Annotated in this window: 13 protein-coding genes; 12 read left to right on the top strand and 1 reads right to left on the bottom strand. The window is 37.4% G+C overall.

The features are described 5' to 3' along the window. Window positions 1-16 precede the first annotated feature (16 nt). From ISU00_RS17655 to ISU00_RS05280, 12 genes are all read left to right on the top strand, one after another. Window positions 17-1249, top strand: coding sequence for a PKD domain-containing protein (locus ISU00_RS17655; protein ID WP_262892119.1), 1233 nt, complete (start codon window positions 17-19; stop codon window positions 1247-1249). A gap of 317 nt (window positions 1250-1566) precedes the next feature. Next, the gene (locus ISU00_RS05330; protein WP_228853013.1) at window positions 1567-5067 is read left to right on the top strand and encodes a LamG-like jellyroll fold domain-containing protein; all 3501 of its coding nucleotides are present in this window, start codon (window positions 1567-1569) and stop codon (window positions 5065-5067) included. 2 nt (window positions 5068-5069) lie between these two features. Further along, complete coding sequence (locus ISU00_RS05325) at window positions 5070-5762, top strand: hypothetical protein (RefSeq protein WP_228853012.1); 693 nt, start codon at window positions 5070-5072, stop codon at window positions 5760-5762. 7 nt (window positions 5763-5769) lie between these two features. Continuing rightward, window positions 5770-8193 carry a sugar-binding domain-containing protein gene (locus tag ISU00_RS05320; protein ID WP_228853011.1) on the top strand — a complete coding sequence of 808 codons (2424 nt, stop codon included), beginning with the start codon at window positions 5770-5772 and terminating at the stop codon, window positions 8191-8193. 28 nt (window positions 8194-8221) lie between these two features. Continuing rightward, window positions 8222-10375 carry a family 43 glycosylhydrolase gene (locus ISU00_RS05315; RefSeq protein WP_228853010.1) on the top strand — a complete coding sequence of 718 codons (2154 nt, stop codon included), beginning with the start codon at window positions 8222-8224 and terminating at the stop codon, window positions 10373-10375. A 3-nt stretch (window positions 10376-10378) separates the two neighbouring features. Further along, window positions 10379-11452, top strand: a complete 1074-nt coding sequence (locus ISU00_RS05310; protein ID WP_228853009.1) for a glycoside hydrolase family 43 protein — start codon at window positions 10379-10381, stop codon at window positions 11450-11452. An 8-nt stretch (window positions 11453-11460) separates the two neighbouring features. Continuing rightward, window positions 11461-12477 carry a glycoside hydrolase family 43 protein gene (locus tag ISU00_RS05305; RefSeq protein ID WP_228853008.1) on the top strand — a complete coding sequence of 339 codons (1017 nt, stop codon included), beginning with the start codon at window positions 11461-11463 and terminating at the stop codon, window positions 12475-12477. A 9-nt stretch (window positions 12478-12486) separates the two neighbouring features. Further along, a complete protein-coding gene (locus ISU00_RS05300) occupies window positions 12487-14337 on the top strand; it encodes an NPCBM/NEW2 domain-containing protein (RefSeq protein WP_228853007.1) in 1851 nt (616 codons plus the stop codon). Window positions 14338-14346: 9 nt separating this feature from the next. Continuing rightward, a complete protein-coding gene (locus ISU00_RS05295; protein ID WP_228853006.1) occupies window positions 14347-16776 on the top strand; it encodes a sugar-binding domain-containing protein in 2430 nt (809 codons plus the stop codon). 46 nt (window positions 16777-16822) lie between these two features. Continuing rightward, on the top strand, window positions 16823-17857 hold the full coding sequence (locus ISU00_RS05290) for a nucleoside hydrolase (RefSeq protein ID WP_228853005.1): 1035 nt from the start codon (window positions 16823-16825) through the stop codon (window positions 17855-17857). Window positions 17858-17885: 28 nt separating this feature from the next. After that, window positions 17886-18887, top strand: a complete 1002-nt coding sequence (locus tag ISU00_RS05285; RefSeq protein WP_228853004.1) for a glycoside hydrolase family 43 protein — start codon at window positions 17886-17888, stop codon at window positions 18885-18887. A 57-nt stretch (window positions 18888-18944) separates the two neighbouring features. Beyond that, window positions 18945-21434: a T9SS type B sorting domain-containing protein gene (locus ISU00_RS05280; protein WP_228853003.1), complete on the top strand. Its 2490-nt coding sequence runs from the start codon at window positions 18945-18947 to the stop codon at window positions 21432-21434. 503 nt (window positions 21435-21937) lie between these two features. Here ISU00_RS05280 and ISU00_RS05275 read toward each other — a convergent pair. Continuing rightward, the gene (locus tag ISU00_RS05275) at window positions 21938-23155 is read right to left on the bottom strand and encodes a T9SS type A sorting domain-containing protein (RefSeq protein WP_228853002.1); all 1218 of its coding nucleotides are present in this window, start codon (window positions 23153-23155) and stop codon (window positions 21938-21940) included. Window positions 23156-23286: the final 131 nt, after the last annotated feature.

The following is a 23286-nucleotide window of genomic DNA, read 5'->3' as shown; positions in this document are numbered from 1 at the left end:
TTAAATTCATGATAAAATGAAAAAAACACTAAAAAATTGGCTAGGTTTTCTCTCGTTGACTTTACTTCTAACAATAGTTTATTCTTGCGCAAATGATGATGCTGATTACCCACCATTTAGCCCAACCGTCAGTTTTAATTTTGAAATTGATTCTTCATCTCCGTTAACAGTACACTTTACATCTAAAACAACCAATGCTATGGAGGTTAATTGGGATTTTGGAGATGGCAACACTTCCTCAGAGGCCAATCCTACCCATAGTTATGCCTCCGATGGAGAATATACAGTTGTTTTGACTATCAATGGCGAACCAGGTACTACCCCTGCCGCACAAACAAAAAGCGTAATTGTAAAAGAAGGCGTTGTTGTTGAGTTGGATGGAAAGATTATCGGCCATGAGGGCTCTTGGGATGGTGTTAACGGATTGGTTAACGCGGCTTTTGATGGAGACCTTTCAACCTTTGTAGACGCGCCGATGGGAACAGGCGGTTTTGTGGGATATGATTTTGGGATAGGGAGTTCTATCACTTTAAGCTCAGTTAAATATGCCCCTAGAGATGGTTGGGCATGGCGGTTGGTAAATGGAGAAATAAGGGGCTCAAATGACCCAACATTTTCAAACTACACTGTACTGTATACTATTGCCCAAGAACCGGCAACAGGCACATTAACAGAAGCTCAAATTTCTGGAAACGAAGGTTTTAGATTTATTTATTTTCAATCACCGGTAGATGGTTACTGTAATATTGCTGAATTGGAATTTTACGGTGAAGTAGATTTTGGAGTTGTAAACATGAATAATTGGACTGTTCAACAGGTCTCGCCAGGGGTAACAACCACGTTAACAGATAACACCATTAATTTCAATGGAACTGGCGGTTGGTCGGGGTCTCATATTTTTCAGCAAGTAAATGTTGAAGCAGGTACATACCAGTTAAGCGGATTGGTAAAAGTTAATTCTGTAATAGATGAAACTTGGTCTGAGTTAATATTCAGTACCGTCGAGCCTCAAGAAGGTCAAGATTATGTGCCTGGCATTCCTTATCAGGTAGTTTATAGTACATGGAATGGAAGTCCAAAAGTTCCGGCGATGTATGATCTAGGAGAGGTCAATGCTGGTGGTGAATATCCAGCAGATGGGGTCTATACTTTTAATGCGCCAGAAAGCTTTTACATAGTAATAAAAAGCGGATCAAATCAGCCTTACAACTTAACCTGGAACAATATTTCTCTTAGGAAAATTAATTAGTCCTGTTGGGAAATAATTTAACAAAGAGTTTTTATCAATAAAGAAATATTAGCCATAATGATGTTAATATGTGAGTGAATTGTATAGGCCATTATAGAAGGACATAAAATCACTAAATAATGGCCTTTTGGTTAACAAACTAATTTTTTTACCTCCTATCATAATGGATAATTTAATCGCCAAAAGTTTTAGTGATTCAGAAAGTCTTTGCCTTATAAAAAGATTAATTAGACAGGATAATATTGTTGAATCCATTCTTATTTCTATTTCCAATACAATAAACATTGCTTAAGACTTCTCGCAAAAATAAATGACAGATGAAATCAAAAATTACATATTTACTTACACCTGTCTTAATAGGAATTGGGGGTTTAACTATACAGGCACAAACAGCTAGTTCAAGTGATAATTTAGTATTAGAACCTAGAGTTGACAGAACTATTAAGTATGCCGTTGACGATGTTGGAGTTTCAAAACCTATCAATTTTGGTTTGGATTTGGCATGGCTCGACCAATACAATATTGTTCGAGGGGTGCGTTTCATGGATAAGTCTAATGTTGGGATTGTTAGGTCTTCTTTTATGCCAACTAGTCCATTAGTTAACGATCAAGAACTGCAAGGGACAGCCCTTGATAATACTAATCTTAGAATCAATATTTTAAAAGACAATTTTCCTGATGGTATTGATTTAGCACTTAACAGTGATCATCCAAGTGTAGACCCTTATTATAAGGGTAATGCACAAAATTGGGCAAAATTGATTGAAGTTACCGCTAAAATGCATGAGGCGGAGGGATTTAATGTTATAACTGTGTCTCCCTTTAACGAGCCTGATTATTCGGAAACAGGACAAGGGACTAAAGCTGATTTTAACAATATCAACGGTGAAATAAAAAGCAACTCTTATTTTGATGGCAAACGCATTTCAGGCGGCAATACCCTTAATCCAGATGTTGCTTTAGATTGGTATAATTATTTAAAGGATCGTTTAGACGAAGGTAATACCCATCAATTGGCAGGTACTTTTGATAACTATGCTAATTTTTTCCAAACAGTAAGGGCAGACGGAAACCATGCTACCAATGATGAATTGCATAATGTAATGGAAGCCATGGTTGGTTCTGAATATGGAATGCAAACCGGAATATGGTGGTACACTGCGGAATACGCGAGGGGTGAATTTGTTAAGGCAGCTACTAATGGAGTGCGCCTTGGATATGCAGAGCACAGACCAAATTGGACAGCAGCTTCGGTTTATAGACAAGCAAATGGTAAAGTCCAAGCTTTTGGAGGGGTTTCTGAACGCCAAGCCAGACCAACAAACTACAATTTTATCTCAACGGATAGAGTGGTCTATTACGATGGACATGGTCCATACCGTAATTTTGTATTAGAAATGCCTGCTGATCCTAATGGTACCTACGGTAGTGCAAATCAGAAAAACGCAGAACGGGTTATCAATATCACCTGGGGGGATGATGTACAACCTGCAATAAATGGTGAATATAAACTGGTAAATAAAAGCACTGGACTGGTTATGGAAGTGAGCGGCAGTGGTGATGGAGCAAATGTTCAGTCAGGTAGCGATAGCAGTGGCGATAATCAAAAATGGAATGTAACTCCCCTTCCTAATAATTTTGGGGGTGATTTTAGCTATTTTAAAATTCAACCGCTTTCAGACACGAGCAAAGCTTTAGACGTATTTAACTTTTCTCTTGAAGAAGGCGGCAATATCATCCAATGGTCTGGAGGTTTCGGCACCAACCAATTATGGTACTTAGAATATAAATCCGACGGTTATTTTTACATAAGAAGTAAGCATAGTTCATATTGCTTACAAGTAGACGGTACTGGAAATGTTGTACAAGGTGCAAAGACAGGTAATGACATCCAGCAATGGCGATTAATCCCAGTGGATGCTGATGTAGAATTCAATGCTCCATCAGTACCATCCAATCTCGTGGCGACCGCATTGCCAACTTCCATTAAACTAAGTTGGGCTGCGGTAGCTAGTTCAGACCTTGCAGGGTATAATGTTTATCGATCTACATCTGCAGGTGGTCCTTACAATACTATTGCACGAACCGTTACAAGTACATCTTTTGTAGATAACTCAGCTCTTGCCGGTGTTACATATTATTACACTTTAAAGGCTATTGATAAATCACTTAACCGTTCTGGATATTCTAACCAAGTATCAGCAAAAGCCACTGGAGCCAAAACTATTGTAGCCCATTATACGTTTGATGGAAATATCAACGATGTTACCGAAAATTTAAATCATACAGCCCCTATTAGCAACGTTTCATATATAACAGGTGTGGAAACACAAGCCATAAATTTAGGGGGAACAAAATTTATTAAACTTCCTGCCGACATTGCTAGCCATAAAGCCATTACGGTTGCTACTTGGGTTAAATTAATTGGCACAACAGCTTGGCAACGTATTTGGGATTTTGGTAATGACCAAAGTGAAAACATGTATTTGACTTCCAAAAATGGTTCTGGCAACGTACAGTTTACCATAACCAACGGTGGCTTAACCCAGAATTTAAATGGCCCTGTCTTAGAAACAGGTCGCTGGATACATGTTGCGGTTACTTTAGATGCAACAGGAATTTCTTTGTATGTAAATGGGACAGAGGTGGATAAATTAAATCAGACACCAATTAGCCCAATTGACTTTAAACCAGTCCTTAATTATATTGGGCGCAGTCAATATTCTAGTGATCCCCTACTCAATGCAAGCGTAGATGATTTTAAGATTTATAATTATAAATTAGCGCCTTCGGAATTGGCAGTTCTTGCAGCCAATGAAGCCCCAGTAGCCGTTAATGATGAAATGTATGTTTCTGAAGGAGCAACATCAACTACCCTTTTTGACGGAACCATAAATAGTCTGTTAAACAATGATAACGACAGGGAAAATGACCCAATTACAGCTTTTGTTGTTACAGAACCAACCAATGGCTCCTTAACCCTCAATGCGGATGGTACTTTTAGCTATACCCATAATGGTTCTGCCACCACTTCAGACAGCTTTACCTATTATATCAATGATGGTATGGCTGATAGCAATGTTGCTACTGTTAATATTACCATTTTACCATTTGCGCTGTCAAACGATAACTTTACTATAGAAACAAAATCAGAAACTTGTGCTGGTCTGAACAATAGCGAGATAAGTATAACTGCAAAGGACAGCTATGACTATACTGCTACCGTTAATGGCACTGATTATAATTTTACTGGACAAAACCTCACACTTACAGATTTGGCCCCAGGGACCTATGATGTCTGTATCTATGTTAGTGGAAAGACATTCGAACAATGTTTTAAAATCACATTAGAACCTGGGCTATCCATTAACGGCATCTCCAATTTTATTGGAGAAAATACTGTTTCAATCCAGATTACCCAGGGAACAGCACCATATGAAATTTTTATTAATGGTCAGTCGAGATTCGAGACCGCAGACGCTAGCTTTTCTGTAGAGGTAAATCAAGGAGATCTGTTAGAGGTTACGACCGCCAAAAACTGCGAAGGGGTATATTCCCAATTGATAGATGGTCTGATGGAATCTAGCGTAACGGGATATCCGAACCCAACTAGAGACATATTCAATATTATGGCTCCTACAACAAAAACCGAATTGAAAGTTGAAGTTTATACCATAACAGGCCAAGTTGTTCTAAAAGGCAATTATGCAGTAAAAAACAGGAGGATACAGTTGAACTTGGAAGAGTTGCCTGCTGGGGCTTATATATCGAGAGTGTATCTCGATACGGCTGTAAGTTTAACCATTATTAAAAAGTGATCATGAAAAATTTACTATATATTATAGTAATTGGCCTATTACTATTTTCTTGTAGTAGTAGTGATGATGGAGGTGAGCCAAAAAGCACGGCTCCAAGTGTGCCTCAACTAATTTATCCTGGGGAGAATGAATTATGTATAGATAACGCAATACTTTTTAAATGGTCTCCATCAACAGTTAGCCAAGGCAACAGTGTCTCCTACAAGTTTCAAGTTGCAGAAAACAGTCAGTTCACCGTTGGGGTTGTAAATAAACAGACTACCTCAACAGAGGTATCTCTAACTCTAGAAAAAGGAAAGGTTTATTTTTGGCGTGTTATGGCTTTTGATAGTAATAATTCAGAAAGTGAATATTCTTCGGTCTATAGTTTTTTTACGGAGTCTAATCCCGATTTAAACTATTTACCCTTTTTGCCCAATGCCGTTAATCCATTATATAATACTTCAGTAGATATTTCATCTGTTGTTCTGAAATGGACAGCCGAAGACCCAGATTTTTATGACACTTTAACGTATGATATCTATTTAGATATAGCTAATCCGCCAACTAATAAAATTTCAGGTGATCAATCCGAATCAAGTTTAGATGTGAGTTCAACCGTTCAAGCAGCTACAACTTATTATTGGCAGGTGGTCGTTAAGGACAATAAAGGAGGCCAAACTCAAGGACAAATCTGGAAGTTCAATACCAATTGATCTCAAAATGAAGAAAATTCTAATTATTCTTTCTCTTTTAGTCTACATCAATTCGTTTGGTCAAATTTCATTTGGAAACCCTGAGAAAATCAATGATGATTGGAAGTTTATCCTTCAAGATAATCCTGATTATAAAAGCCTGGTTTTAGATGTATCAGATTGGGAAACCGTTGACGTGCCCTATGATTGGAGTATTAAAGGACAATTAGACTCAACGCTAGCCAGTTGTACTGGATATTTACCTGGGGGAATTGGTTGGTTTCGAAAAACCATAGAAATACCATTAGATAAAAGTAAGGAGAAAGTCTACCTGTATTTTGAAGGTGTGTATAACCGAAGTGAGGTGTTTGTAAATGGCGAATCTATTGGTGCGCGTCCAAATGGTTATATGTCATTTGCTTTTGATGCTACCCCTTATGTAAAATTCGGTGAAGAAAATACCATTGCAGTTCGAGTAGATCATAGTCAATCAGCAGATTCCCGCTGGTATCCAGGCTCTGGAATTTACCGAAATGTCTGGTTAGTTTATTCAAATCCCGTTCATATAAAACAATGGGGTGTATTCGCATATCCTGAAATAACGGAAAATCAGGGAATATTAAACCTTGAAGTATCGATTGATAATGAAACAGATACTTCTGCAGAAGTGGAAATAGTAAACAGATTGGTTAATAGTCAAGGAAAAATAGTGGCTAGTGGATCAAATAATATTGAGGTTCTGCCAAATGAATCGAATAAAATTCAAACGAGTCTTGCGGTATCCGATCCACAATTATGGGATTTAACTCATCCAAATTTGTATCAACTAGAAACGGTTGTTCTTAGAGAGGGTAAGGAGATTGATCGCAACACTACCCAGACTGGTTTTAGGACTTTTACTTTCGACCCAAATAAAGGATTCGCCCTTAATGGAGAATTTATGAAAATGAAGGGTGTTTGCCTACATCATGATTTGGGAGTTCTAGGATCCGCATTCTATCCTGAAGTTTGGAGGAGTAGATTACAAACCCTAAAAGAAATTGGCGTTAATGCGATTCGCACGAGTCATAATCCACAAGCCCCAGAATTTTATGGGCTTTGTGACGAAATTGGATTGTTGGTTTTAAATGAAGCCTATGACGAATGGGAATTTCCAAAACGGAAATGGTTGAAGGGATGGAATGTTGGCAAACCCGGTTATGAAGGCAGCTACGATATTTTTGCGGATTGGTCTGAGAAAGATTTAGAAGACCTGGTTCGTAGGGATAGAAATCACTTGTCTGTTTTTGCCTGGAGTATTGGCAATGAAGTTGATTACCCCAACGATCCTTATTCGCATCCTGTATTAGATGGAGGTGGTGATACCGGTTTTACTCAAGCAGTTTACGGTGGTTTCAAAAAGGATGCCCCCAAGGCTGAGCGATTAGGTGGCATATCTAAGCGATTGGTTTCAGCTGTAAAAAAGCACGATAACTCTCGCCCAACAACTGCTGGATTAGCGGGTGTAACAATGTCTAACGCAACAGATTATCCAGGTGCCTTAGATATTACAGGTTATAATTATACTGAAAACCGGTATACCCAGGACCACGAAAAGTATCCAAATAGAGTCATTTTTGGCAGTGAAACTCGCCATGATTATGATGCTTGGTTAGCAGTAAAAAATAACGACTATATATTCGGGCAATTCTTATGGACGGGTATGGATTACCTAGGTGAATCAAGAGAATGGCCCTCAAGGGGGTTTTACTCAGGGCTAATCGATTTTATGGGGCGCATAAAACCAATGGGCTATCTAAGACAGTCTTTATGGGCTAAAGAACCCATGATTTATATCGGTACCCATAAAGCGTCCGAGAAGTCTGGTAATGAATACTATTCAGACGATTGGTCTAATTGGAATTACAATAAGGATGAATTAATTAAAGTGGTTTGTTATACCAATACCGCTAAAGCGAAACTTGTTTTGAACGGAAAAGAAGTAGGACAGGTTCAAAATTATAATGAGGAGACAGGTTATATGTCTTGGAATGTTCCATTTCAACCTGGAAAACTTGAAGCTATTGGTCTCGATGAAAATAACAAAGAACAATCCCGTTGTGTCATAAACACATCCGATCAGCCTCATGCACTTGAACTTAAACAAGTGGGTCAGGAAATAACCAAGGGTGGTGAAGTTGCTCAAATAAAGATACAGGTGGTAGATAAAAATGGAATTTTGGTTGATAAGGCAAAAAATGAAATAAAATGTACTATAACAGGTCCGGGGGAACTTTTAGGCATGGAAGCGGGAAATAATTCAGATATGGGAGACTACACGGATAATGTTCAACAAGTATATCATGGAGAATTAGTTACCTATATAAAGGCCAAGAAAGATTCAGGAGCTATTAAGATTAGGTTTACAAGTCCTGGTTTGCAACCTGTTGAAAAAATTGTAAACTTAAATTAATAGTTTAACTAATTAAAAAGTTGGATAAATGAGATACATAAATATAAATCTAATTTTGGTAGCCCTATTTTTTGTGATGGCTGGTCTAAGTTCCTGTAAATCCAATGAGCCTAAATATAAAAATTATCTATTTACATATTTCACTGGTAATTCTGGAGATGAGGAGGCTATTAGATATGCGTTAAGTTCTGATGGATATCATTATTATGCTTTAAATGGAAATGAACCTATAATTGATTCCAAGGATATAAGTTCAACAGGCGGGGTGAGAGATCCCCACATATTAAGAGGTGAAGATGGCAAAACTTTTTATATGGTCGTAACTGATATGGTTTCTGCCAATGGTTGGACCTCTAACCGGGCTATGGTACTATTAAAATCTTCCGATTTAATCAACTGGACCTCAAGTGTTATAAATATCCCCAAAACCTTTCCTGAAGAATTTGGTGATGTGGTTCGTGTTTGGGCGCCACAAACTATTTTTGATGAAAAGACTAATCAATACATGATTTATTGGTCAATGTTGGGGAGTGAAGGGCCTGATATAATTTATTATGCCTTTGCAAATGAGGATTTCACGGGTTTGTCAACCGTACCAAAACAATTATTTTATTCACCCACAAACTCGGCCTGTATAGATGGAGATATAGTATTTAAGGATGGAAAGTACAACTTGTTTTTTAAGAATGAAAGTGAAGGGGGAGGAATACGGAAAGCTATATCTGATAAATTAACAGAGGGTTATGTACAACAAGAAGGTTTCTATGATCAAACAGATGAAGCAGTTGAAGGATCTGGGATTTTTAAACTTATAGATTCGGAGGAATATATATTAATGTATGATCTCTACGCATCCGGTAAATATCAATTTACCAAGACAGACGATCTTGAAAACTTCAAAGTGGTAGATGAGGAAATTTCTATGAATTTCCATCCTCGTCATGGTACTATTATCCCAATTACAGAAAATGAAACCCAGACATTGATAAACAAATGGGGTTCGTTAGAAAACGATGCCATAGTAGGAATAACTTCTGAAAATATTAAAACTAGAAATGTTGTAATTGATGGACCGGGTAAGAGTATTTATCTTCCTTTAAAGCCGAGCGCAGAGCTTTCTAATCTAGACTTAAAAATAGAATTAGTTCCTTGGGCGGACTCTTATGAATTGTCGTCAAATGATTTTTCAAGCGGCTTTCAAACCCTAACATTGACTTCAGGAGAGAATACAAAGACTTACCAAGTTAAGGCTGCTTTGGACAACAACCCTGTACTGGATGGGTTTTATGCGGATCCAGAAGTACTGTATTCCCATAAAACAAATAAATACTATATCTATCCTACCAGCGATGGTTTTACCGGTTGGTCGGGTACCTATTTTAAAACCTTTTCCTCAGATGACCTTATAAATTGGGCTGACGAAGGGGTAATTCTCGATTTGAAAAAGGATGTTGAATGGGCGGACCGCAATGCATGGGCACCTGCAGCAGCTGAGAAAAAGATAGATGGTGATTACAAATATTTTTATTATTTCACTGCAGCACAGAAAATAGGCGTAGCTGTATCTGATAATCCTCAAGGACCCTTTGTGGATTCCGGAAAACCCTTAATCGACAAAAGGCCAGAGGGTATAAATGGCGGACAAGAAATCGACCCAGATGTTTTTACGGATCCGATTTCAGGTAAAAGTTATTTGTATTGGGGAAATGGCTATATGGCTGCGGTGGAACTTAATGAGGATATGGTTTCTATTAAAGAAAACACCTTGAAAATATTAACCCCTGACCAAACTTTTCGGGAAGGAACGGAAGTGTTCTATAGAAATGGAATCTATTATTTCCTATGGTCTGAAGACGATACAAGAAGCCCTAATTATCGAGTGCGTTATGCAACGGCCAATTCTCCCATGGGACCTTTAAACATTCCAGAAAATAATTTAATACTAGAGAAAAGACCTGATGACGGCATTTATGGTACAGGCCATAATTCAGTAATAAAAAAGATTGGTAGCGACGAATGGTTTATTGTTTACCATCGTTTTAATCGCCCCAAAGGTATTACCATGGGGGATGCGGCAGGTTTTAATAGGGAGGTATGTATTGATAGTTTAGAGTTTAATGAAGACGGGAGTATCCAAAAGGTTGAGCCAACCATTTCGGGAATTAAACCTATTGAGAGATAATTTATGCTTAAAAAATTTGTCCAAAATAGCGTCATTGTAATTGGGGTTTTAATGTCTTGTTACGGATGTAAACCATCTAAAGATGGTTCGGCCCAACAACAAGATTTAGCGGCCTATCTCATGGTTTATTTCAAAGACGATGACCATAGTCTACATATGGCGTTAAGTACTGATGGTTATAATTTTACGGATATTAACAATGGCAAGGCCATTGTTGGTGGTGATACTATTGCAAGCCAAAAAGGTATTAGAGACCCACATATATCTAGAGGTGAGGATGGGGCTTTTTATATTGTAATGACCGATCTCCACATATTTGGGAAAGAAAAAGGATTTCGCGAAACACAATGGGAGCGGCCAATCGAAGAATTCGATTGGGGAAATAATAGAGGGTTTGTTCTTATGAAATCTTATGATTTAATTCATTGGACACACAGCAATTTCCTATTTAACGAGGGTTTTGAAGGTTTCGATGAAATAGGATGTGCTTGGGCTCCCCAATCCATTTATGACCCTTTGGAGCAAAAAATGATGATTTATTTTACCATGCGAATGAATCATGGTTTAACCAAACTGTATTATTCATACGCAAATGACGACTTCACCAAATTAATATCCGAGCCAAAACTGTTGTTCGAGTATCCAAATGAAGAAATCCAGGTTTTAGATGCAGATATTACAAAAATGCCTGATGGACGCTATTGTATGATGTATGTGGCGCAAGAGCAACCGATAGGAATTAAAATGGCCTTTTCAGAGAGTTTGAATAAAGGTTATAAATACAATGATGAATGGATAGATGCTGAACCAGGTTCTTGTGAGGCGCCTAATGTTTGGAAACGTAATAACGAGGACAAATGGGTGCTAATGTATGATATCTATAGTATAAACCCTCACAACTTTGGCTTCCTGGAAACTTCCGATTTTAAAAATTTTAAATCGATAGGGCATTTCAACGAAGGGGAAATTAAGACAAACAACTTCACCTCTCCCAAACACGGTGCCGTTATCTCGTTAACAAAGGATGAAGCAGTGGATTTGGCAAAACACTGGAATTATAATTTGAACATTAAATGATTATGATTTTGAAAAAATCGACAATAAATCTGTTATTCTCTGCACTTGCAATAAACTTTTATATACAGGGGCAGGAATTAAATATTAAAACTCTTCAAGACCAAAAAAGCAAGATAACCTATGAATGGAAGGCAACCGGAAATCCTGTTGTTACTCATAAATATACAGCCGATGCTGCCGCTCTAGTCCATAATGATACTTTATTCATTTATACCGGGGAAGATTTTAAGGGAGGTCAAAATGGTTATAATATTTTAAACTGGTGCGTTTTTGCCACGACAGACATGGAACATTTTTGGGAATATAAAATCCCTTTGAAAGCCTCAGATTTTTCATGGGGTAAACAAAATGCAGCTTGGGCGAGCCAGGTTATTGAACGAAACGGAAAATTTTATTGGTATACCAGCTCGGAAACAACCGGAATTGGCGTGGCCGTATCTGATAAACCCGAGGGGCCTTATAAAGATGCCATTGGCAAACCGTTATTTACTAATGAGGATAGTTTTGGTAAAGAGCACGGTTGGCGCACTATAGATCCCACGGTTTTTATTGATGATGACAATCAAGCATGGATTTATTGGGGAAATGGTGCCTGTTGGGTGGCTAAACTGAATGAAGATATGATTTCATATGATAAAGATTATGGAATCAAAATGGTAGACATACAAGGAGAAATGGATTTTCCTTTTACTGAAGCGCCTTGGATTCAGAAAAGGAACGGTTACTATTTATTATCGTTTGCTGTCGGGTTCCCAGAAAGAATAGCCTATGCAATAGGTAATAGACCAGAGGGACCCTATACTTATAAGGGAGTCATTAATGAAATTGCCGGTAATAGCAATACAAACCATCAAGCAATTATAAATTTTAAGGGACAAGATTACTTTATATACCATAATGGAGGAATCCAAACAGATGGTGGAAGTTTTAGTCGTTCAATTTGCATAGATAAATTGGAATATAATGGGGACGGAACTATTAAACCAATAATAATGACAACCAAAGGTGTCAGCAAAAAGAATTAATCATCCACAATGAAAATCAATAAAATACAGGTTTTTTGGTTGTTCGCTATAGTCCTCTTTTTTTTGGGCTGTGATGAAATTTCTCAAACCGATAATTCCAATTTTAAGGACTGGGCAAAAACCCCTCCAATGGGTTGGAACAGTTGGGATTGTTTTGGTCCTTCAGTTATAGAAGATGAAGTAAAGGCCAACGCAGATTATATGGCCAAAAATCTAAAAACATATGGGTGGGAATATGTGGTTGTAGATATTCGTTGGTATGTAGACAATCAAACCACAGGTAATTACAATGCATATGAAAATTCAGATTTTATTCTTGATGAATACGGAAGATATATGCCGTCACCAAAACGTTTTCCGTCAGCTGCAAATGGTGCAGGTTTTAAACCTTTAGCGGATTACATCCATAATTTGGGGTTGAAATTTGGAATCCATATAATGCGAGGGGTGCCTAAGGAGGCTGTGTTTAATAAACTACCCATTAAAGGAACCGAAAAAACCGCTGCAGACATTTATTCTGCAGATTCTGAGTGTACTTGGCTACAAGACAATTATACAATTGGAAAGGGTAAGCAGGGTGCACAAGAATATTATAATTCCATTTTCGACATGTATGCTTCTTGGGGGTTAGATTTCGTGAAGGTAGATGACCTGTCAAGACCGTACCATGCTGATGAAATCGAAATGATTCGGAATGCAATCGATCAAACCGGTCGCCCAATTGTGCTTAGTATGTCACCAGGTGCAACCCCAATTGAGGAATACGAGCATTCTGCAGCGAATGCCAATATGTGGCGAACCATAGATGATTTTTGGGATAATTGGGCACAACTAAATTACTCTTTTGAAAAATGCGCAGAATGGGCTCCTTATATCCAACCGGGAACTTGGCCTGATGCGGATATGCTTCCTCTAGGGAAATTTATCAGAGGAGAACGAGCTACTGATCGATATACCAAATTCACCAAAGATGAGCAGTATACCTTAATGACGTTGTGGACCATGTTCAAATCTCCGCTAATGTTTGGAGGTAATTTGCCAGACAACGATAAGTTTACAAACTCACTTTTAACAAATGAGGAGGTTCTGGATGTACATGCAAATTCAGTTAATAATAAAGAATGGTTCAATGAGAATGGCCTGATAGGGTGGACAGCTGATGATCCAAAAACAGGAGACAAGCTCGTAGCGGTGTTTAATAGTGCTGGAGACGGATTTGTAGCTACAGACAAACTATTATACCGAAGCGGAACAATTTCTAAGCTTACAGATGGCTACGGAGAACAAATAGATATAAAATTACCTGAAGGTAGCACCGATTTGTATCTAATTGTAAATGATGGGGGTGATGGTTATTCCTGGGATCATGCCAATTGGATAAATCCAATCATTTATTTGAGCAACGGAGAATTTAAAAATCTTACTGACTTAACCTGGGAGAAAGCTTCAGCAGGCTGGGGTACCATAGGAGTAAATAAAAGTGTTTCAGGAGGAAGGCTAAATATAAAAGGAAAAGTTTATGAAAATGGGATTGGTACTCATTCACAATCCATCATTCATTATAGACTTCCTGAAAACACAAATCGCTTTACTGCTTTTTCTGGATTGGACTCAGGCGGAACTGTAAGTCCAGAAGGGTCGACAGTTGAATTTATGATATCAACGGAGGATCCAACTCCAAAAAATGAAAAGCCAACTCCTATTTCTATCAATTTAAAAGAATTAGGTTTTGAAGAAAACTGTGTTATAAGGGATTTGTGGAATAAAAGGAATCTGGGAATATTTTCCGGTTCGGAATTTTCTCCCACAATCAATTATCACGGTGCCGGTTTATATCGAATTTCCAAAAAACAGGATTAAAGAAATAAAATGAAAATTAAAGCAGCCATATTAACCATCTTCATATCAATCTTAATGTTTGATTGCTATTATAAAACACCCAAATCAATAGATAGAGCTCAAAATTTTAACTACGGATGGAAATTTTATTTGGGCGATGTGGAATATGCACAGAGAAAGGATTTTGATGATAAAAATTGGAGACATCTCGATTTACCTCATGATTGGAGTATCGAAGGAGAAACGAACGTAACTAATCCTTCAGGTGGCGATGGTGGCTTTTACCCAACCGGAATAGGGTGGTACCGAAAAACTTTTAAAGTACCAACAGACCTTAAAGGACAAAACGTTTCGATTTATTTTGAAGGCATCTATATGAATTCTGAAGTGTATATTAATGGCCATTCACTCGGGATTCAACCATACGGTTACACATCTTTTGAGTATGACCTGACCCCTTTTCTTAAGTTTGGAGCAGAGAATGTGATTGCGGTTAAAGTTGATAATTCACAACAAAAGAATAGCCGTTGGTATAGCGGATCTGGGATTTATAGAAATGTAACATTATATGTGGTCGACAAAATTCACTTTAAAAATTGGGGAACGTATATAACTACTCCTAAGGTTACTGAACAAAATGCAACTTTGACTGTTGAAAGCATAATTGAAAATGTCAGTAATGAATCTAGGGAAGTATTATTAATAACGGAAATTAGGGATCAAGAAGGAACTACGATAACCGAATCCAAAAAGCATTTAGAGTTAAGCCCCGGGAATAAAAATGAATTCAGTGAAACTTTTATAATCGAAAATCCGAGACTCTGGTCTACTGATAATCCTAATTTATATACGGCCCACTTATTTGTAGAATCTGGAGATGAAAAGTTTGATCATATTCAGAAATCCTTCGGAATAAGATCCATTGAGTTTAGTGTGGAAAATGGGTTTGTGTTAAATGATAAAAAGGTAATTCTAAATGGAGGATGTGTTCATCATGACAATGGAATTTTGGGAGCTGCAGCTTACAATAAGGCGGAGGTTAGAAAAGTAAAATTGTTAAAAGAAGCAGGTTTTAATGCTGTAAGAACTTCACACAACCCACCCTCAGAGGCATTTTTAAATGCATGCGACAGTTTGGGTATGTTAGTAATTGACGAGGTTTTTGATGGCTGGAGAACCCATAAAGATCCAACTCCATTTGATTATTCAATTTATTTTGACAAATGGTGGAAGCATGATACCGAATCTATGGTTTTGAGAGATCGAAATCACCCATCAATAATTATGTGGAGTATCGGTAATGAAATAATGGAACGGACTGAGCCATCTGCTGTTGGAACAGCAAAAATGCTTGCAAACACGATTCATAACTTAGATTCCTCACGACCTGTAACCTCAGCAATGACCACTTGGGGACAAGGCTGGGAAATTTTCGATCCACTTATGGCTGCTCATGATATAGCAGGATATAATTATCAATTGCACCAAGCAGAATCGGACCATGAAAGGGTGCCATCTAGAATCATTGTGAATACAGAATCATATCCGGCAAATGCATTTTTTATTTGGGATTTGGTTTCTACACACAATTTTATTGTTGGTGATTTTGTGTGGACCGCCATGGATTATTTAGGAGAATCAGGTATTGGTCGTTATTATTATCCCGGCGAACCGGATGGAGAACATTGGGAAGCCAATTTATATCCTTGGCATGGGGCCTATTGTGGCGATATAGATTTAACCGGCTGGCGCAAACCCATTTCACATTATAGAAATTTACTTTATAATGATACCGAAAGACTGTATGTGGCAGTTAAAGAACCTAATCCAGTAGATGGAGAAATTAAACTTACCTTGTGGGCGGTTTGGCCTACTTGGGAAAGTTGGAATTGGCCAGGCCATGAAGGTAAAGACATCCAGGTTGAGGTTTATTCAAAATACCCTAAAGTACGATTATATCTCAATAAAAAGCTTGTTGGAGAAAAATTGACAACCAGAGAACAAGAATTCAAAACGGTATTTACTTTACCCTTTGAAAAGGGAGAATTAGTTGCTGTTGGAATTGAAAATGAAAAGGAAGTTGAACGGGTTGTGTTAAAGACTGCTGGACAACCCCAAAATATTAGATTAACCACTGATACCGGCAAAATAAATTCTGATGGCCAAGATTTGTCTTATGTGGTTATTGAAATTACAGATGAAGACGGATTATTGGAACCTAATGCAGTGAATGAAGTAGAATTATCCATTTCAGGACCAGGGAAAATAGTAGCCTTTGGAAATGCCAACCTGAAGGATTCAACCGTATATAACGATAAAATTCACAAGACTTGGAAAGGAAGGGCTTTGGCAATAATAAAAGGCGAACAAGAAGAAGGAGAAATAAAACTTGAAGCCCGATCATCCGGTTTAAAAACAGCAAGTTTAACCATCATTTCAGAACCACTTGCAAATGAGTAAATAGGGTTGTTCGAGCGTCCGAAATTGAAACAAAATATAAAGTTCAATGAAATATACCATGGAAATTCCAAAACCCAATTTGTTGCTTTCAATTATACTTTTCTTTAATGGGATATTAATTTTTGGTCAGTCCAAATTTATAATCAACGATTCGGTTATGGAGCCAAGGGTTAGAGTGATTATAGATAATGATTTTGGAGGAGATCCCGATGGATTATTTCAATTGGCCCATCACCTTTTATCTCCAACTGTGGAGATAAAAGGAATTATTGGTTCAATTCAATATGGAAATGGTTTTTATGGACATCCTGGCAATGCACAATATTCCGCTGAAAAAGCTTTGGAATTACTTCAAATAATGAAATTAGATAAGGAATTTGTTGTGCTTGAAGGAATCAACCATCCATTAAAGGACACAATTAATTCAAATTCAAACAGTACCGCAACACTAATAATAGAAGAGGCTTTAAAAGATAGTGTTAAACCGTTATACATTGTTTGTGGAGCAGGTTTAACCAATTTGGCAAATGCCTATTTAAAAGAACCGAAAATTGCAGATAAATTAATATTGGTTTGGATAGGCGGAACCGAATATGAAGAAATTGCTTCTCCTCCACCAGGTGCAAATAAAAAATGGGAATACAATTCAGGCATTGATATTAACGCATGTAAAGTTATATTTAACCAATCTGAAATACCAATATGGCAAATTCCACGGGATGCCTACAGACAGGCATTGGTTTCTTATGCAGAGTTGGCAACTAAAGTTAAAACTGTTGGGAAAACTGGGAAGTATTTAATGGATTGTTTAGATGATTTATTGAAAAGGTCTAATCGATCTTTAGGGGAGGCATATGTGCTTGGTGATAGTCCACTTGTAATGTTGACCGCCTTACAATCCTCTTGGGAGAGAGATCCTTCCTCTAGCAAATACTTGATAAAAAATGCTCCTAAAGTATCTGAAGAGAACCTATTTGCACCAAATAAATATGGAAGGGAAATACGCGTTTATTATGATCTGGACAATCGTTTAATGTTTGAGGACTTTTTTGCCAAATTAGCATTATTTGAAAACAATTAATTAGGGTTTAATTCAATACGCTAGCATCATGAAACTGTCATATATACTTGTAATCTGTACCAGCTTTATATTTGCACCCGTGGGTTTTTCTCAAGAAAGCCTTTTCGATAATCCAATTGCCGAACAACGAGCAGACCCCTGGGTTTATAAAACCGATGATGGAATCTACTACTTAATTGCTACTGTGCCTGAATATGACAGAATTGTTATTAGGAAATCTAAAACTCTTAATGGGTTAAAAAACGCAACCGAAAAAGTAGTCTGGAACAAACATAATAAAGGAGTGATGGGTGCCCATATTTGGGCTCCAGAGCTCCATAAAATTAATGGAAAGTGGTATATCTATTTTGCTGCTGGGGAAGCAGAAAATATTTGGAATATAAGAATGTGGGTCTTATCGAATACAGCCGATGACCCGATGGAAGGGGAATGGAAGGAAGAAGGTAGAATTAAAACAAATATCGACTCATTTTCTTTAGATGCTACCACCTTTGAACATAATGGAAAACATTATTTGATTTGGGCTCAAAATGTAAGAGGCGGGGATCATGGAACGGCCTTAGTGCTTTCGGAAATGAACAATCCCACCACCCTGACAGGTCCCGAAATAGTCATCACAGAACCTGAATTTGGCTGGGAACGGGTGAAGTATAATGTTAATGAAGGCCCAGCTGTTATTAAAAGGAATGGAAAAATTTTTGTGACCTATTCAGCAAGTGCTACCAATGATAATTACTGTATGGGCTTGTTGTGGATAGATGAGACGGAAGATTTGTTAAAAGCCTCCAATTGGCAAAAATCTCCGGGCCCCATTTTTTATTCTAATGCTGAACTAGATCGATTTGGACCAGGGCACAGCTCGTTTACTACTACAGAGGATGGAAAGCATGACGTATTGATTTACCATGCGAGAAATTATAAAGACATACAAGGACATGAATTGTCTGACCCCAACAGGGCAACAAGAGCTAGAATTTTCAAATGGACGCAAGGAGGTTTTCCTGATTTTTTACAAAAAACGGGTGATTAGAATTTAGCTGATCAAATGTAAAAGAACGATTAAAATGATACTTTTTTAAATCGGTAAATGAGAATTTTAAGTCCATATATTATTTATTTAACCATTGTTCTACTTGGGTATGGTGTTTATGGCCAATCCCCAATTGTTACCGCTTCGGGGAATCAACTTTATTGTCCTACTTCTTCAATTCCTATTGTAGTTGCATTTAATATTGAGAATCCTGCCAACGCGCCGATTGATCAAGTTTATATTCAAATTTCCGAGGGTTATGTATCTGCAAATGACAAACTTCAATTAATTAACAGCAATCCCAATATTTCGTGGAATTGGGATAGCACAACAGGTAAACTGAGATTAAGTAAATCTTCAAGCGGTTCTTTAAATGATTTAATCAATGCCGTTAAGAATGTAGTATTTCAAAATAATAACCCGAATTTTTCAGGGAAAAGGGTGTTTTCAATTACAACTGGCCAAGCCAATTATTTGGCCTCAACCGATCATTATTATGAGTATGTTCCATACACTGGAATAACTTGGAAACAGGCAAAAGCAGCTGCTGAAGCTCGAACTTATTATGGGCTACAAGGTTATTTAGCTACACTTACATCAGCTGAAGAAGCTCAGCTTTGTGGGGAACAGGCAGATGGAGCAGGTTGGATTGGAGGAACCGATGAAGACTCAGAAGGTATTTGGAAATGGGTAACAGGACCTGAGGGTTTGGCTGGAGGATTAGTTTTTTGGAATGGAGGTTCTAATGGGAGCACTCCAAACTTTGCTTTTTGGAATTATAATCAGCCCGATAATGCGCATGGAGGCCCGGGTGAAGACTATGCCCATATTACGGATCCGTCCATAGGAATGAGGGGAGCTTGGAATGACCTTAGGGAGGCAGGGGATCCACCTGATGTATGGGAATATCATCCCAAAGGTTATATCGTGGAATATGGTGGAATGCCCGGTGATCCAGAGATAAAAATCTCTGCTACAACAGAAATTTCTGTGGCTACCATTACATATGTAGAATCTGATTTTACATGTGGCCCCGGAAGTGTTGCTTTAAGGGCAAATTCAGATTCTGGTAGAATTTATTGGTTTACAAGTGAGACCTCGGTAAACCCCATCCATGAAGGCCCTAACTATTCTCCAACCATTAGTTCTACTACTTCTTATTTTGTTTCAGCTGGACCTGTAAATTGTTATAAAGGACCTAGGCAGAGGATTACAGCCACCTACTATGATCAAATTGATTTTAATCCTGAGGTGACCTTAACAGAATGTGGTACTGAGAATTTTTCAGGTATTCAAACAGCCTTTTATTTAGAGGAAGCAATACCTCTTATTGCCAATAATAGTTCCTACACAGTTACATTTTATAATTCTTTAGACCAGGCATATAGCGGCATTGAGCCTTTGGATAGCAATTTGGTTTCTTCATCTTCCTCCACCACAGTATTCGCAAGAATTGAAAATGACACACCTTGTTATGGAGTTGCAAAAATAAATTTGAATGTTTCGACTACCTCTCTTCCTATGGGGTATAAGCACACTTTAAAAAATTGTGACGATGATGGAACAGCAGATGGAAAATATATTTTCGACCTAACAGAAGCAGAATTATCTTTCCTTGAATTGCTGCCTAGCGATAGCAATTTTGAATTTACATACTATCGGAATGTCGAGGATGCCGTATTCAAGATCAACTCAATTACTCAGAGCCAGAATTACGAAAATGAGGTGCCTTGGAATCAGGAGTTGGTTGTTAGAATTGACAATTCAAGTGGTAATTCTTGTTATTCAATTGGCCCATATTTAGATCTTGTCGTAAATGACCTTCCTGAATTAGAGATTAGCGGTACGGGTAAAATTTGTACGTTACAGCCTTCTTTTACACTGGATATTTTAAACCCCAATCCTAATTATAGTTATGAATGGCTTAATAGTTTAAATGAATTAATAAGCACATCTACCAGTTTAACTGTAATGGAACCAGGGTTATATTCTGTACAGGCTATTTCGGTTAATGGATGCGTTTCAAGTTTAAAAGAAGTTGAAATTTTGGCTTCAGGGCCACCTGTACTAACACAAAATAATATTCGAATTACACCAACCGGGAATAGCTATACACTTGGCTTAATTAATTTAGGTCAAGTGGGAAATGGGGATTATGAGTTTTCTTTAAATAATCCATCTGGTCCCTATCAAAACGAGCCAGAATTTCGTGATGTAAGTCCTGGGACTTATACATTATTTTTGAATGATAAAAACGGGTGCGGATCAACTAATTTGCAAGTATTTTTATTTGGAATCCCAAAATTCTTTACCCCAAATGGTGATGGGCATAACGACTTTTGGCAAATAAAAGGAATTCCACAACAAGAAACCTTCAGTTATAGTATCTATGATAGGTATGGAAAGTTATTGAAAAAGGTTAATTCGGTGAAATCTGGTTGGGATGGAACTTATAATGGAAGTTTAATGCCTCCAGGGGATTATTGGTTCGAACTTATTCTGGCAAACAGTGAAACTTATAGAGGTCATTTTTCCTTAATACTTTGAGAGACAGTACTAATTTTGAAGAAATTAGCCTATAAGAATTTTTAAAAATTACATTTTAAGCTAAATTGAACGATTAGCGCCCCTATTTATGCCATTTTGTACCCCGTAATAATTAATTGATTAATAGATATTTGATTTTTGCATATTGCATTAATTAAGTTAGAAGATAAAGGTGGTCATCTCAGCAAATGGGATGTACCACTTTTTTTTAATCGACAATAAACTAATTTCAAAACAATGAATAGTGCTCGATGCCACCTACATGTTTACCGCTCTATATTGCTATTTTTTCAGAAATTATAAATTGTAAAACACTGCATTATAGTGTATATTGCTGTATATCAGTTTATTAAAACATGGTCCAGGTGGGACCACTTGAAAATGAAAGCTTTACGATTCCGTAAAGCTTTTTTGTTTTTTTATAACCAAAAAAGAAAGTGCGGATATACCGCACTTTCAGGTCAACTTAAATATGTATAGGCTCTATGAAGTGAAAATTTAAGTTAGTCCTTAATTAATTTTTTAACCATAATGCTTTGGTTAACAGCTGTAATTTTTACCAAATACAAACCTCTATTCAATGTTGAAATGTCGATACTATCCCTAAAATGGTTACTCGTAAGAACATTTTTTCCTGTAACATCAAAAATATCAACTGCTTCCAGTGCATCTTCTGTTTTAATAAATAAGCGTTCCTTGGCTGGATTGGGATAAAATTGAATGTAAGACAATTGCAAATCTTTACTTGAGAGAGTTGCATCGTTACTAAAAACGATTCTATCTATTTCCAAATCACCATCTGCCGAAGCGACATTGCCACCATTATTAGTATTGCGTATAGCAATTTGAAAGTCTTGTGTAGTTCCAGACCACTCTGTGGGTTTGGCGGTTTCAAGATTAATTGATAAGGCTTCAAATTCAGACATGCTCTGGTTAATAGTCACGTTGGTTCCTGTATATGCAGTGTAACCATCAATTGAGGACCTAAATTGTATTCTTAATTGATTGTTGGATGGAGATAAATTTTTATAAAATATGTACATGTAATTATTTCCATCAGCATTCACAGCATTTACTGTATTGGTCACTTTAGCAATAGCACCACCTGTTGGTGAAATTATTAATGACCCTCCCTGCACTGTGGCAGAGGCATCAACCAAATTATCCCAACCTTCAAAATCGTCCCCAGTATCGAATTCATAAACCAATTTCTCTTGTCTAGGTATGGCATCAACAAATGAAATCTGGTTGAATAAAATAGAGACACCTTCCGCAGGAACAGTGTAGTTTGAATTACCAGTTGCTTTAAAATGTATTTTTATATCGTCTTCTGTAGCATCGCCCCATTCGGCATTAGCTAAATCAAACCAATAGGTTTTATAATCTTCATCGCCGGCGGTAATTTCCATATTGATATAAACCCGCCCGCTAGTAGATTTTGGGTATGACACCCTCATGAAGGTAGGGCCATTTGGATTACTGTTCAGTACATTAATTCCAACAAACTTATTAACACTACCATCAATTCCAGCCGTTAAGGTGCCAAAATTGGGATTAGTAGCATCTCCTGTTAAATCTATTGACAAGGCAGTTGATGTGGCGGAAATGGCACAACCAACAGTTTCTGTCCATCCATCGTCGGTTCCATTAAAATCAAAGGTTTGCCCAAAACCCATTAGGCAAATAATGGATAATAAGAATGTAAGAGTAATTTTCTTCATAATGTCTGCGGTTTTAGTGTGTTATAGTTTTTAATAAGAGTAACAGCGAATCGACCTTTACCTTTTCTACTTAATTTTTCGAAACGCTGTTACATCAGTTGCTTCAGGTTATAATTGAAATCTAATCTTCG

The sequence above is a fragment of the Aegicerativicinus sediminis genome, assembly GCF_015476115.1.
In the GTDB taxonomy this organism is placed as follows: Bacteria; Bacteroidota; Bacteroidia; order Flavobacteriales; family Flavobacteriaceae; genus Aegicerativicinus; species Aegicerativicinus sediminis.
This window is presented reverse-complemented; position numbering and strand designations above follow the sequence as displayed.

Coding starts and splice junctions, on each gene's coding strand:
- ISU00_RS17655 (WP_262892119.1), top strand. CDS start 17: ATGAAAAAAACACTAAAAAATTGGCTAGGTTTTCTCTCGTTGACTTTA.
- ISU00_RS05330 (WP_228853013.1), top strand. CDS start 1,567: ATGAAATCAAAAATTACATATTTACTTACACCTGTCTTAATAGGAATT.
- ISU00_RS05325 (WP_228853012.1), top strand. CDS start 5,070: ATGAAAAATTTACTATATATTATAGTAATTGGCCTATTACTATTTTCT.
- ISU00_RS05320 (WP_228853011.1), top strand. CDS start 5,770: ATGAAGAAAATTCTAATTATTCTTTCTCTTTTAGTCTACATCAATTCG.
- ISU00_RS05315 (WP_228853010.1), top strand. CDS start 8,222: ATGAGATACATAAATATAAATCTAATTTTGGTAGCCCTATTTTTTGTG.
- ISU00_RS05310 (WP_228853009.1), top strand. CDS start 10,379: ATGCTTAAAAAATTTGTCCAAAATAGCGTCATTGTAATTGGGGTTTTA.
- ISU00_RS05300 (WP_228853007.1), top strand. CDS start 12,487: ATGAAAATCAATAAAATACAGGTTTTTTGGTTGTTCGCTATAGTCCTC.
- ISU00_RS05295 (WP_228853006.1), top strand. CDS start 14,347: ATGAAAATTAAAGCAGCCATATTAACCATCTTCATATCAATCTTAATG.
- ISU00_RS05290 (WP_228853005.1), top strand. CDS start 16,823: ATGAAATATACCATGGAAATTCCAAAACCCAATTTGTTGCTTTCAATT.
- ISU00_RS05285 (WP_228853004.1), top strand. CDS start 17,886: ATGAAACTGTCATATATACTTGTAATCTGTACCAGCTTTATATTTGCA.
- ISU00_RS05280 (WP_228853003.1), top strand. CDS start 18,945: ATGAGAATTTTAAGTCCATATATTATTTATTTAACCATTGTTCTACTT.
- ISU00_RS05275 (WP_228853002.1), bottom strand. CDS start 23,155: ATGAAGAAAATTACTCTTACATTCTTATTATCCATTATTTGCCTAATG.